Genomic DNA, 13,025 nt, shown 5'->3' on the forward strand with positions numbered 1-13,025 from the left:
TGTGATCCGGAACATGAGCTTCGCCGTGCCCGACAGCGTCCGGCCGATCCGCGACGCCGTCCATGCGTTCATGACCGAGCGGGTGGAGCCCGCCGAGCCGGTGCTGCACGCGGGCGGGGCCGGCGCGGCGACGGCGCTGGACGGGCTGCGGGCCGAGGCCAAGAAGGAGGGGCTGTGGGCGCTCGGCCACCCGCGCGAGCTGGGCGGCGGCGGGCTGCCGTTCCTCGACTACGTATACGTCAACGAGGTGCAGGGGCGCAGCGAGTTCGGGCAGCTCGCGCTGGGCACGTTCACGCTGCAGGACTCGCTGATGCTGCACGAGCACGCCTCGCCCGAGCAGCGCGAGCGCTACCTCGAGCCGCTGGTGCGGGGTGACATCTGGCCCAGCTTCGCCATGACCGAGCCGGCCGTCTCCAGCAGCGACCCCACGCAGATCAGGACGTCCGCGACGCTCGACGGGGACGAATGGGTGATCAACGGGCACAAGTGGTTCACGACCGGGGCGTCGCGGGCGGCGTACACGACCGTGATGTGCCGGACCGAGCCGGACGCGCCGCCGCATCTGGCGTTCTCCATGATCCTTGTGCCGACGGACACGCCCGGCTACCGCATCGTCCGCGAGACGCCCGTGCTGGGGCTCGACGGGGCGCACTGCGAGGTCCGGTACGAGGACGTCCGCGTGCCCGCCGCCAACCTGCTCGGCCCGCGCGGCCACGGGTTCGTCATCGCGCAGCAGCGGCTCGGGCCCGGCCGGATCTTCCACTGCATGCGCTGGCTGGGGCAGGCCCAGCGGGCGTTCGACCTGATGTGCCGCAGGTTGCAGGACCGGACCGCGTTCGGGGAGCCGCTGGCGAACAAGCAGCTCATGCGGCAGCACGTGTTCGACTCCTACGCCGAGATCCAGGCCGCCAGGCTGCTCACCCTCAGCGCCGCCCAGTCCATGGACGCGGGTTCGCGAGCTGGGGTGGAGATCGGCGCGATCAAGGTGGTGGGGGCGCGCATGCTGCACAACGTGATCGACCGCGCCATCCAGGTGTACGGCGCCGCCGGGCTCACCCCCGACACGCCGCTGGATCGCATGTACCGGCACGCGCGGGCCGCGCGGATCTACGACGGGCCCGACGAGGTGCACATCGACTCGGTGGGCCGGCGCATCCTGGGCGCGTACTCGGCCGGCGGCAACTGGGAGTTCGGGCTGCGATGAGCGAGCTCCGGGCCGTCGTCGATGAGGTGTTCGGGGCCGGCGCGTCGATCCCCTTCAGCGCCCGGCTGCCCGGCGGGGCGTCGCGCGAGACGTGGGCGCTCGACGTCGTCGCCGGTTCCGAGCGGCACGAGCTGATCCTGCGGCTCGACTCCCCCGCCGCCGCCCCTGTCGCCGCCCTCGGGGCCGGGGCCGGCCTGGCCGCGGAGGCCACGCTGATGCGGGCCGCCGCCGACGCCGGGGTGCCGGTGCCCCGGGTGGTCGCCGGCGGTGGGTCGTACATCCTCATGGCGCGCGTGCCCGGCGAGAGCATCCCGCGCAAGATCCTGCGCGACGACGCCTACGCGGTCGCCAGGCCCCGGCTGGCGGCGCAGTGCGGGCAGGCGCTCGCCGCGATCCACCGGATGCCGCCGTCCTGCCTGCCGCAGGAGGTGGTGGAGGAGGACCGCTGCGGCGCTGGCGGGACGTGCTCGACCTGCTCGGCCAGCCGCACCCGGTGTTCGAGCTGGCGCTGCGCCGGCTGGCCGCCGACCGGCCGGGCGGCACACGGCGTACGGTCGTGCACGGCGACTTCCGCAACGGCAACCTCATCGTCGGGCCCGAGGGGATCAGGGCGGTGCTCGACTGGGAGCTCGCCCACCTCGGCGACCCCCTCGAGGACCTCGGGTGGCTGTGCGTGAAGGCGTGGCGGTTCGGCTCGCCGCTGCCGGTCGGCGGCTTCGGGGACTACGACGAGCTGATCTCCTCGTACGAGCGGGCCGGCGGCCACCCCGTCGACCGGGACGCGCTGCGCTGGTGGGAGACGTTCGGGGTGCTCAAATGGGGCGTCATCTGCGTCATGCAGACCATGCGGCACCTGCGCGGCGGCGCGCGGTCGGTGGAGCTGGCCGCCATCGGGCGGCGCGTGTGCGAGAACGAGTGGGACCTGCTGCGGATGCTCGGGGAAAATCCGTTGCCGCGATAGAACTATTCTACTGAGATGGTAAATCGGGGGCGGTCTGCGGCGCGGGAGCTGCGCATCTTGCGGGCCAACGCACGGTTCCAGCAGTGGCAGGCGCTGCTGGGGAACCGTACCAAGCGGCAGCGGGCCGGGGAGTTCCTCGTTCAGGGGGTGCGCCCGATCAGCCTGGCCGTCGAGCTCGGCTGGCCCGTGCGCGCGCTGATCCATGACGCCGATCGGCCGCCGTCCCAGTGGGCGGCTCAGATGCTGAAGGCCGCCGGTGGCGAGCGGGTGGCCATGGCCTCCGACCTGTTGCGGGAGCTGGGCGGCAAGGACGAGGACGTGCCCGAGCTGGTGGCGGTCCTCGAACTGCCGGACGATGAGCTGGCCCGGATCGCGGTGGGGCCGTCGTTTCTGGGAGCGGTGTTCGACCGGCCGAACAGCCCCGGCAACATCGGGACGATGGCGCGGTCGCTGGACGCGTTCGGCGGCGCCGGCCTGATCGTCACCGGGCACGCCGCAGACCCGTACGATCCCCGATCGGTGCGCGCCTCCACCGGATCGTTGCTGGCGCTGCCGGTGGTCCGGGCTCCCTCCCACCGGGAGGTGCTGGCCTGGGTCTCGGAGCTACGCGGCCGGGGCCTGGCGCTGACGGTGGTGGGCACCGACGAGAACGGCGCCACCGACATCGCCGACCTGGATTTGACCGGCCCTACCCTGCTGGTCATCGGGAACGAGACCACCGGGTTGAGCGCGGGATGGCGGGAAAGCTGCGACATGATGGCGCGCATCCCGATCGCCGGCTCGGCCAGCTCATTGAACGCCGCCAACGCGGCGACCGTGGTGTTGTACGAGGCCGCCCGCCAACGCGGTCGCGGGACGGGCGGGGCTCGCTGAGCTCGTCACGCGGTCGTCCGGGACAACCATGAGCACCTGGCCTGCGGCGCGGTGCCGCACCCGGCCCCACGGTTCCCCGCGTTCCAGGTCTGGCGCTCAGGTACGCCCGGCGGCGTGGGGAGCTGTCCCGCTTCGGGGGCTGACGGCGGCGCCCCGGGAGCCGAGGGCGGCGGCGCTTCGGGGGCCGAGAGCGGCGGCGACCACGTCCACCAGGCCCTCCACCACCTCCGCGCGGTCCACCTCGGGATGCTCCAGCCACCAGTCGCAGGTCGTCTGCACCATGCCGACGAACGCGTGCCCGAGCACCTGCGCCTTCGTCGGCTCCGGCACCACGCGTTCGGCGACGAGCAGACCGCCGAGCTCCTCCCCCAGGCCCCTGACCAGGGCCGTCATGTGCGAGCGGATCCTGTGGTCCTCGGAGCTGGCCCGGTGGAACAGGAACCGGTAGAGGTCGCGGTTGGCCGAGATCAGGTCGAGGTAGACGCCGATGGTGCGCCGCGCCCTGCTCCGCAGGTCCGCTCCGGGCGCGGCGAGCACCGGGCGCAGCTGGGCGATCACGGTGCGGACGTGGCGGTCCGCCAGCGCCTGGTAGAGGCCGCTCTTGTCGCCGAAGTGGCGGTAGAGGATGGGCTTGGTGATGCCGGCCTCGGCGGCGATGGCCGCCATCGAGACCTCGGGGCCCTGGGCCAGGATGGCCCGGTCGGCGGCGTCGAGCAGCACCCTGCGCCGGTCCGGGTCCCGTCCACTCACCCGCCCAGGATAGGCCGCCGCCGATCGCGCGCCGTCACCCGCCCGGTGCGCACCCGGTCGGGACGACGGGCTGGGGCGGTCACTTGCCCAAGAGGGACCGCAGCCGGCCGGGGAGCAGTGCCGAGAGCACCAGCAGCGCGCCGATGAGCGTGTACAGGCCGGTCATGCCCGCCATGGTGCCGGGCGGCTCGGCCAGCTCGGCCCACGGCGCGGTGTCAGGTGGCGACCACGGCAGGCCGCCCGCCGCCGCCCAGGGCAGGCTCCCCGCCACACCGAGCGCGGCGGGGAGGTCGAGCGCGAACACGGCGCCCGCGGCGACCAGCGGGATGCCGCAGCCGAGGGCGGCCGCGGGCCAGGCGGTCAGGAGGGTGACGATGACGGCCACCGCCGCCAGGTAGGCCAGCGCCGCCGGGGCGGGGCCGAAGGTGGCGTTGCCTGTCCGCAGCGCCCGGGCGGCCGCCTCGGTCAGGTAGTAAACGGGCACGAGGGCGACCACGCCCGCGACGCCTCCCACCATAAGACGAGTCTCACGAGTCACATGGCTTTTCGTCCCCGTCTGACGCCTTGGTTACGCACGGTGTTCGCGAATCGCCGGCGCCCGCCTTTACAGTGTAGATCACATATTGGCTGCTATATCGCGAAATTACTGGAAAATACTGGGACTGTTGATACGCTCGCCACCATGAGTGACCGGCTGGACGATCTCGAACGGCGGATCGACGAGCTGCGGGCGGGGGTGCGCAAGGCGATGCGGGTCAAGGACGGCGGCACCGCCCGCGCGCTGCGCGCCGAGCTCCGTACCGCCGAGCGGGAATGGGACGCCCTCGTGAGCGGCGAGCAGCCCCAGGCCAAGCCCGAGCCGCCCCGCCTGGTCACCGTGCGCGAGCAGGTGCACCAGGGGCTGCGGCTGCTCGGGGCGAGCGCCCAGCCGCGGCTCATCGTGGCCGTCAGCGCCGCGTTCTTCGACGGCACGATCCGCAGCGCCCAGCTCACCAGCCTGCGCAGGGACGAGGAGCGCTCGTTCAGGTCCTCGCCGCACGGGCGCCCGTACTATCTGTGCGCCGCGCTCACCGACCGCCTCTCCCCCGCCCGCGGGCTGCTCACGCTCAGCACCTGGCCGCTGGAGCGGCGCGTGGTCGGCCCGCTCAGCCCGCGCGTCGACTTCCTCACCTGCGCCATCGCGGTGGCCTCGCACGAGTCGGCCGACGGGCGGGCCGACCGGTTACTCGTCCGGATGGCCAGGAACATCCCCGGCGCCACCGACGGCACGCTGGGGCCGCCCGACCCCGATCGGGTCATCGAGGCGGCCCGCGCCGAGCTGCGCGTGCACGGCGACCGCGACACGCGGGATCGCGCCGAGCTGGCCCAACGCGCCGCGGCGCAGCTCGGTGACGTGGCTCGCCTGTTCGGCGCCGCTACGCTGAGCACGATCAAGAAGGAGAAGGCGGAGTGAGCGGCTTGAAGCGCGAAGGCGACCACATACAGCGGCTCGACGCGTTGCGGGGCACGACGCCGCCGCGCCCGCACGACGCCCGCGCCATCGCGGCCCTGGCCGCCAACCCCGGCTGCACCCGCCGGGCCCTCCTCGACGGCGCCGGCATCGACAAGGACGCCGCTGCCCGGCATCTGGGCTTTCCCGCGCCGTTCGGGCAGTCGCCGTTCGCGATCACGCGCGGCAACGTGTTCGAGGGGCTGGTCAAGGCCGACGGGTGCGCGGAGCTGCTGCGCATGCTGCGCGAGCTGCTGGACCTGCCGGTCGCCGAGGTCGCCTACCACGACGTCGAGAACGTCGGCGCCCACCTGCGCCACGCCCACACCCGCACGCTGATCGACCGGGCGGCGCGCGAGGGCCAGGACGCGGGCACGCTGTACGACCATCCGCTGCTCAGCCTGGAGATCGCCGGCCACACCGCCTACCTGGAGCCCGACGTGGTGGCCTTCCAGCTGGGCGGCCGCTTCCACATCGTGGAGATCAAGTCGTTCTCGGTGATCGACGGGCAGGCCGATCCGTCGGCGGTGGCGGCGGCGGCGCGGCAGGCGGCGGTGTACGTGCTGGCGCTGCGCACGCTCCTCGAGGAGCTCGGCCACGACCCGCTGAAGGTCTCCCACGACGTGGTGCTGGTCTGCCCCGAGAACTTCGCCAACCGGCCCGTCGCGACCCTGGTCGACGTGCGCAAGCAGCTGGCCGTGCTGCGCCGCCAGCTGACCCGGATGACGACGCTCGACCGGCTGCTCGAAGGGCTGCCCGACGACCTCACGTTCGACCTGCGGCCCGGCGAGGACGGCCGGCCCACCAGGCCCGTGGCCGAGCTGGCCGACGCGCTGCGCAGGACGACCGCCCGCTACGCGCCCGACTGCCTGTCCACGTGCGACATGTGTTTCTTCTGCCGGGACGAGGCCCGCCAGGAGGGCGCGTCCGACCTGCTCGGCAGGCAGGTACGCGACGAGCTGGGCGGGGTGGCCTCGGTGGCGGAGGCACTCGGGCTGGCCGACGGCGCCCGCGACCCCGCGGCCGGGCAGGAGGAGATCGCCCGGCTGCTCCGCAACGCCGAACGCCTGCGCAGGGAGTGCCTAACGTGAGTCTGCTGACCTCGCTCGCGCGGCTGCGGGCCCTGGACGAGGGCATCGCGCAGCCCGTCGCGACCGTCAGACACTGTCATCTGTCGGACCGGCCGATGGTGTTCATCCCGCTCAAGCTGTCCGGCGAGGCCGCCGCTCCCCTGGCCGCCATGCTCGGCACCGACAGGGAACGGCCGCACCTGCTCGTGGTGGCCCAGCCGCGCAACCGCGACCTGCGCTTCGCCTGGGCCGCCGACCTGGCCGGGGTGCTGCTGCCGTACATCGAGAGCTTCATCGCCGACACCGAGACGGTGGAGCGCAAGAACGCCGACCCCTACGAGCGGGTGCTGGACGCGCCGCAGATCGTCGTCCCCAACCCGGGCGGTGTCGCCTTCGCCAGGCTGCTCGGCCGCTCGACGCGGTTCCGCCGCACCGACGGGCCCTATCCGGTGCCCGAGGGGGTGCCGCTGCTGGGGCGGTGGCTGACCTATTTCGGGGAGCGGGCGGCCTACCCTGGCTCGTCGCTGATGACGGCGGCGACCGAGGAGCTGGCGCGGCACTGGGCGAGCGGGCAGAGCTCCCTGGAGGACGCCAATCTGGCCGCGCTGCTCGCCTGGATCACCACGGGGCCGAGCGACGAGGCCGAGGACCCGCTGATCTGGCCGCCCGCCGGGCCCGCGACCGATCCGGGGTTCGACGCGGAGGTACTGGCGCCGGCGATCGAGAGCGGCGCGGCCGAGCGGATCACCGAGGCGCTGCGCACGCAGCTGGAGCCCACGTGGCGGCTCATGTGGCAGGCCATCGACCTGCTCGCCGGGCTGCCCGAGGGGGCCGGCGTGGCGGGGCGGTGGGAGCAGGACCGCGGCTCGTTCAGCGGCATGGCGGCCCACATCGCCGAGGGCACGGCGCCGCAGCCGAGGCGTGACGGCGCGGTCGCCGCCGCGGCCAAGCTGGCCCGCATGGAACGCGCCCAGGCCGCCTACGACGTGCAGCGGGCCTACGACGATCCTCTGGTCATGGCCGAGTACCGGCTCACCGGGGAGGCGTTCGCGGGCGAGGTCGTCGAGACCGTCTCCGACAACACCGAGGGCGAGGGCCGCTCACGCAAGCTCCGCCCGCTGGTGGTGATCAAAACCGACGACCCGGTACGCCTGGCGCCCGGCACCTCCCTGGGCACCCCGCAACGCCGCGGCCAGGGCGCCGAGCTGGTCTCGGCCGACCAGGGCCTGGTCACCTTGAAGATCACCAAAGGCATGGGCAGGGGCAGGACGGCGGCGCCCGGAGCCGTGCCCGAGATCGGGGAGCGCGTCTGCTACACCTCGCTGACGGACGACTTCCAGGGCTCCCCCGCCCTCCCCGACACCGAGGCGACGCCGTGGACGCACGGCGGGCCGCCGCAGGAGTACGTACCCGACGACGAGGACGCGCAGGAGGAGTGGTCGTGACCGGCAGCCCAGAGCCCGGCAGCCCGGAGCAGGTCATCAGGAACGTCCTCGCCGACCTGCCCCGGCACCGCGGCGTGGTGGTCGACTCGCCGCCGGGGGCGGGCAAGTCCACGCTGGTGGTACGGGCGGCGGCGCACATCGCGGCGACCGGCGAGCCACTGATGATCGTCGCCCAGACGAACGAGCAGGTCGACGACCTGGTGACCCGCATCTCCGTGAAGCACCCCCACCTGACCGTGGGACGGCTGTCGGCCGGCGGGTACGTGCCGCCGCTGCGGCTGCTGGAGCTGCCCGGCGTCCGGGTCGGCACCCGGATCCAGGATCTCAGCGATCCGGACATCGTCATCGCCACCGCCGACAAGTGGGCCTGGATCGGCGGCCGGGTGTGGCCGTGGGCGATCGTAGACGAGGCGTACCAGATGCGCTCGGACAAGCTGCTGCGGATCGCGGGGCTGTTCGAGCGGGCGCTGTTCGTGGGCGACCCCGGGCAGCTCGACCCGTTCTCGATCGTGGACGGGGACCGGTGGTCGGGGCTGTCGTGGGATCCGCTGCAGAGCGCGGTGTCGGTGCTGCTGCGGCACAACCCGGACCTGCCGGTGCACCGGCTGCCGGTCTCGTGGCGGCTGCCCGCCTCGGCCGCGCCGGTGGTGTCGCAGGCGTTCTACCCGTTCACCGGGTTCCGGTCGGGGACCGGTTTCGAGGATCGGCGGCTGGAGCTGATGACCGGCGGCATGGGGACCGTGCACGACCGTGCCCTGGAGGAGGCGGCCCGGTCGGGCTGGGCGCTGCTGGAGCTGCCCAACCGGCACACGGTCCGTACGGACGGGGAGGCCGTGCAGGCGGTGGCCCAGCTGGCGGCCCGGCTGCTGCAGCGGGGCGCCGTGGCCTCCTCCGAGCAGGGCGAGCGCCCGGTGACTGCGGACCGCATCGCCGTCGGCGCCGCCCACCGCGACCAGGTCGCCGCGATCCGGGCCGCCGGAGTGCCCGCGGACATCACCGTGGACACGGCCAACCGCCTGCAGGGACGCGAGTACGACGTGACCGTCGTCCTCCACCCGCTCTCGGGGCGCCGGGACGCCACGGCCTTCCACCTGGAGTCGGGGCGGCTGTGCGTGCTGGCGTCCCGGCACCGGCACGCGTGCGTGGTGGTGGCCCGCGCGGGGATCGCCGAACTCCTGGACGCCCACCCGTCGGCTGAGCCGGTGCAGCTGGGGGTGCCGGTCAAGTTCCCGGACGGGTGGGAGGCCAACCAGTCGGTCCTCGACCACCTGTCCCGCCACCGCGTCTGACGCCCCAGAAGGTGGGGTGGGGTATCAGGCGGATGGTGGCCGTCTGAGCGTTACAGGCGGCGGCGCCAGACGTCGATGACGAGGACCGGGTGCATGCCCGCCGACTCGTACAGGCCCAGCGCGGGCGTCGTGTTGTTGGAGTCCACGTGAAGAATCGTGCCCCGACGGCCCCGCGCCGCGTCGGCGGCGAAGGCGTGGCGCAGGAGGAAGCGGCCGAGGCCCCTGCCCCGGAACCCCGGCAGGACCGCCAGGATGGCCACGTAGCCGCACTCCTCGTCCGGGAGGAACTGGTTGTTGCCGATCACCACCCCGGCGGGGCGGCCGTCGACGCGGGCGAGCGTGAGCTGGGACCAGTCGTTGACCGACTGCGCCTGCCGGCGCGCGTACCAGGAGTCGTAGTCGACCGGCACGAACCCGAAGTGCTCGGCGAAGCCCGCCTGCTGCACCCCGTGCGCCTCGCGCCGCACCTGCTCGCTCTCCCCCGTGTGCAGCGTCACCCCGTCAGGCGGGGCGGGCGCGTCCACGGGGCCGGAGTGGTCGACGCGCATGCGGTGGAAGCTCGTGCCGGGCTCGAAGCCGAGCTCCTTGGCCAGGGTCTGCTTGGCCTCGTCGGAGCGGTAGACGTCGAGGTCCACGGTGACGTGGTCGTGGCCCCGCTCGGCGCCCAGCTCGCGGGCCCGGCCGATCACCAGCCGCCACAGCTCGGCGGCCAGCTCGTCCGCCTCCTCGACCCCGGGACGTACGATCACCTGGACGTTCACCAGGTCGCCGTCGCCGATGCGGTGCGCCCAGGCCCAGGCGGTGAGGCGGCCGCCCGCGTCGCGGGCCAGCCAGCCGTCCTGGCCGAGGTCGAAGCCCGGCTCGGCCAGCTCGTCTGCGACGTCGTCGAGCGTGACGTCGGGGGCACCGATCACCGCGGTGTCGTAGGCGGCGATGAGCTCGTGGATGGCCGGGGCATCGTCCACGCGTGGGCGGCCGAGGGTGTGGTGCATAGCGGCGATTGTCCACAAAACGCCCGCCGCTCGCCTCCTGTTTTCCGCGGGCGCCGGCGCCGGCGCCCGCGGAAGAGAGTCAGCCGGCCGCCGAGGTGACGGCCTGCTCGTCCGCGGCGGCCGTCGGGGCGCCCCCGCGCAGCGGGATCTCCTTGACGAACGCCGCCAGCAGCGGCACGACGACCGCGAACGCGATGGCCCACCAGAAGACGCCGGAGATGGAGGTCGCCAGCGACTCCAGCAGCCCGGTGCGCATCTGGGCAGGCATGTGCGCGACCGCCCCGGGGTCCATCCTGCCGCCGCTCTTGGCCACCCGCTCGGCCGCCTGCGCGCCGAACCGGTCGGTCAGCTCGGACAGGAAGTGGTTGTTGAAGATCGCCCCGAACAGCGAGACGCCGAACGAGCCGCCGATGGACCGGAAGAACGTGGTCGCGCTGCTGGAGACGCCCAGGTCCTTCTGCTCGACGCTGTTCTGCGCGATTAGCATCGTGGTCTGCATGAGGAAGCCCATGCCGAGGCCGAGCACGGCGATGTAGACGCCGGTCTGCCAGGCGGGCGTGGTGACGTCCATCGTGGACAGCAGCCACATGCCCACGGCCATGCCGATGCCGCCGAGTACCGGGTAGATCTTGTACTTGCCCGTCGAGGTGATGGCCTTGCCGACGAACAGCGACACGACCATCGCGGCCGCCATCATCGGCAGCATGAGCAGGCCGGAGTTGGTGGCCGTGGCACCCTGCACCATCTGCTGGAACAGCGGCAGGAAGTTGATCGCGCCGAACATCGCGAAGCCCAGCAGGAAGCCGATGGCCGAGATGAGGGTGAAGTTGCGGTTGCCGAAGAGCTGCAGCGGCATGATCGGCTCGACGGCCTTGCGCTCGACCGCGATGAAGGCGACCAGGGTGACCACGGCGACCGCGATCAGGCTGAGGATCTGCCAGGAGTCCCACGCGTATTCGTTGCCGCCCCAGGTCGTGATGAGCACCATCGCGGTGATGCTGATCGACAGCAGGATCGCGCCCGCCCAGTCGATGCGCACCTTGCTGTGCAGCTTGGGCAGGTGCAGCTGGAGCACGATGACGGCCAGGGCGACGGCGCCGATCGGCAGGTTCACGTAGAAGGCCCAGCGCCAGTCGAGGTGGTCGGTGATGAAGCCGCCGACCAGCGGGCCCGCGATCATCGCCAGCGACATGACGCCGGCCATGATGCCCTGGTACTGGCCGCGCTCGCGGGGCGGCACCAGGTCGCCGATGATCGCCATGACGTTGACCATCAGGCCGCCCGCGCCGAGCCCCTGGATCGCGCGGAACGCGATCAGCTCACCCATGCCGCCGTCCGGGCCGCCGAGCATCGACGAGCCCGCCATGCCGCAGAGTACGGAGCCGATGAGAAAGATGACGATCGAGATGATGAAGATGTTCTTGCGCCCGTACAGGTCGCCGATCTTGCCCCAGATCGGCGTCGAGACGGTGGTGCCCAGCACGTACGCCGTGACGACCCAGGACAGGTGAGTCAGACCGCCGAGCTCTCCGACGATGCGCGGCATGGCCGTGCCGACGATCATGTTGTCGAGCATCGCCAGGACCATCGCTAACATCAGCCCCGGCAGGACGACCATGACCTCGCGACGCCGTCCGGCTGTCTCCGCCACCACATACCCCCCAGTGAGTTTCCAGACTTGCTTACTTGCCGCCCGGCAAGCATAGAATAAGGTAGATACTTACTTGCCGGCCGTCAAGTCGAAAAGGTGTGAAGTGCGGGAAGACACGCGAAGCCGGATTCAGGAGGTCGCGCTCAGGCTGTTCACCGAGCAGGGCTACGAGGCGACCTCGCTGCGGGAGATCGCCGAGGAGCTCGGGGTGACGAAGGCCGCCCTGTACTACCACTTCAAGACCAAGGACGACATCGTGGCGAGCCTGGTCGACAGCCGGCTGGCGGAGCTCGACGAGTTGCTCGAATGGTTCAGGGGCCGGCCGAAGACCACGGAAACACGGCGCGAGCTGGTCGAACGCTACGCCGACCTGCTGAGAGGGACCCGGCACATCGAGGTGGCGAGGTTCCTGGAGCGCAACCAGACCGCGATGCGGGACCACCCGACGCTCATCAAGATCCGCGACAGGATGATGGATCTCGCGACCGAGATGAGCGGCCCCGACGCCACGCCCGTCGAGCGCATCAGCCGCTCGCTGGCGATGTTCGCCGTGCACGCGGGCAAGTGGCTGCTGAAGGAGGGCGAGCTCTCCGAGGACGAGGTCCACAAGGCCGCCCTGGAGGTGGCCAGGCGCCTGCTGGAGATCTGACCCTTGGGACGTCGAACGTCTAAAGAGACGATTGACTCATCAGATGGAGGGCAGAGGATCCCTGCACGCATCCGATTGGGAGGAGGAGTCGGCGGTGGAGGCCACGATAGCGCTCCGGCTGCCCAGGGATGCGGCGAGCGTCCCATTGACCAGGCAGATGTTGGACGGCACGCTGCGATCACTCGGCGTCGAACCACAAGTACGCGACGACATCGAGCTCATGCTCACCGAGGCCTGTTCCAATGTGATCAGGCACGCTGCGCCGAGCGACGACTACACGGTCAGCGCGACCGTTCACGATCATCTGTGCATCATCAAGGTGATCGACACCGGGAACGGGTTCGACAAGGACCCGAACAAGATGGCGGCTCCCGAGCCCGGCTCGGAGCACGGACGCGGGATGCAGATCATGCATGCGCTCGCCGATGACATCCGCTTCACCAACAGGCGCGAGAACGGGGCAGTGGTCTGCCTGGAGAAGCGCCTGCGGTACGCCCCCGGAGCGGCTGGACAGTCCCTCATGGCCACCTAGATCAACTACCTGCAAGCGGCGATCTTAGGGCGGCCATCTCAGATGGCGGCCCCCAAGAACCCCCCCCAAAGGACTAGGACACAAAGAAAAAACACAAAAAAACAAAAAAAAAAAACAAAA

At 71.8% G+C, this 13,025-nt stretch carries 12 protein-coding genes and 1 pseudogene; 9 read left to right on the forward strand and 4 right to left on the reverse strand.

The window, feature by feature from the left end; all coding sequences use genetic code 11:
• The first annotated feature begins 13 nt into the window (after window positions 1–13).
• From AB0J64_RS42555 to AB0J64_RS42565, 3 genes and pseudogenes are all read left to right on the forward strand, one after another.
• Window positions 14–1,204, forward strand: coding sequence for an acyl-CoA dehydrogenase family protein (locus AB0J64_RS42555; protein WP_364040996.1), 1,191 nt, complete (start codon window positions 14–16; stop codon window positions 1,202–1,204).
• A pseudogene (locus AB0J64_RS42560) lies at window positions 1,201–2,165 on the forward strand (phosphotransferase family protein). Before AB0J64_RS42555 ends, AB0J64_RS42560 begins: the two are co-directional and overlap by 4 nt.
• A 15-nt stretch (window positions 2,166–2,180) precedes the next feature.
• Window positions 2,181–3,038 (forward strand): TrmH family RNA methyltransferase, encoded by an 858-nt coding sequence (locus tag AB0J64_RS42565; protein WP_364040999.1) that lies wholly within the window; start codon window positions 2,181–2,183, stop codon window positions 3,036–3,038.
• A 96-nt stretch (window positions 3,039–3,134) separates the two neighbouring features.
• Here the strand turns inward: AB0J64_RS42565 and AB0J64_RS42570 are convergent, their stop codons facing one another.
• Window positions 3,135–3,788: a TetR/AcrR family transcriptional regulator gene (locus AB0J64_RS42570; RefSeq protein WP_364041002.1), complete on the reverse strand. Its 654-nt coding sequence runs from the start codon at window positions 3,786–3,788 to the stop codon at window positions 3,135–3,137.
• 79 nt (window positions 3,789–3,867) lie between these two features.
• Window positions 3,868–4,305 carry a hypothetical protein gene (locus AB0J64_RS42575; RefSeq protein WP_364041005.1) on the reverse strand — a complete coding sequence of 146 codons (438 nt, stop codon included), beginning with the start codon at window positions 4,303–4,305 and terminating at the stop codon, window positions 3,868–3,870.
• A gap of 165 nt (window positions 4,306–4,470) precedes the next feature.
• On the opposite strand from AB0J64_RS42575, the gene AB0J64_RS42580 reads away from it, so the two are divergent.
• From AB0J64_RS42580 to AB0J64_RS42595, 4 genes are read left to right on the forward strand one after another with little or no spacing between them, the layout of a single operon-like run.
• Window positions 4,471–5,241 (forward strand): hypothetical protein, encoded by a 771-nt coding sequence (locus AB0J64_RS42580; protein WP_364041008.1) that lies wholly within the window; start codon window positions 4,471–4,473, stop codon window positions 5,239–5,241.
• On the forward strand, window positions 5,238–6,368 hold the full coding sequence (locus AB0J64_RS42585) for a hypothetical protein (protein WP_364041011.1): 1,131 nt from the start codon (window positions 5,238–5,240) through the stop codon (window positions 6,366–6,368). Before AB0J64_RS42580 ends, AB0J64_RS42585 begins: the two co-directional genes overlap by 4 nt.
• On the forward strand, window positions 6,365–7,792 hold the full coding sequence (locus tag AB0J64_RS42590; RefSeq protein WP_364041014.1) for a hypothetical protein: 1,428 nt from the start codon (window positions 6,365–6,367) through the stop codon (window positions 7,790–7,792). The genes AB0J64_RS42585 and AB0J64_RS42590 overlap by 4 nt, the downstream gene beginning before the upstream one ends.
• Complete coding sequence (locus tag AB0J64_RS42595) at window positions 7,789–9,081, forward strand: AAA family ATPase (RefSeq protein WP_364041017.1); 1,293 nt, start codon at window positions 7,789–7,791, stop codon at window positions 9,079–9,081. Before AB0J64_RS42590 ends, AB0J64_RS42595 begins: the two co-directional genes overlap by 4 nt.
• 50 nt (window positions 9,082–9,131) lie before the next feature.
• On the opposite strand, the gene AB0J64_RS42600 is transcribed toward AB0J64_RS42595, so the two are convergent.
• A complete protein-coding gene (locus tag AB0J64_RS42600; RefSeq protein ID WP_364041020.1) occupies window positions 9,132–10,073 on the reverse strand; it encodes a GNAT family N-acetyltransferase in 942 nt (313 codons plus the stop codon).
• A gap of 79 nt (window positions 10,074–10,152) precedes the next feature.
• A complete protein-coding gene (locus AB0J64_RS42605) occupies window positions 10,153–11,724 on the reverse strand; it encodes an MDR family MFS transporter (protein ID WP_364041023.1) in 1,572 nt (523 codons plus the stop codon).
• A 103-nt stretch (window positions 11,725–11,827) separates the two neighbouring features.
• Here AB0J64_RS42605 and AB0J64_RS42610 point away from each other — a divergent pair, with 103 nt between their 5' ends.
• Complete coding sequence (locus tag AB0J64_RS42610; protein ID WP_364041026.1) at window positions 11,828–12,373, forward strand: helix-turn-helix domain-containing protein; 546 nt, start codon at window positions 11,828–11,830, stop codon at window positions 12,371–12,373.
• Between the two features lie 94 nt (window positions 12,374–12,467).
• Window positions 12,468–12,905, forward strand: coding sequence for an ATP-binding protein (locus AB0J64_RS42615; RefSeq protein ID WP_364041029.1), 438 nt, complete (start codon window positions 12,468–12,470; stop codon window positions 12,903–12,905).
• Window positions 12,906–13,025: the final 120 nt, after the last annotated feature.

Source organism: Nonomuraea sp. NPDC049695 (assembly GCF_040674955.1).
GTDB classification, from domain to species: domain Bacteria; phylum Actinomycetota; class Actinomycetes; order Streptosporangiales; family Streptosporangiaceae; genus Nonomuraea; species Nonomuraea helvata.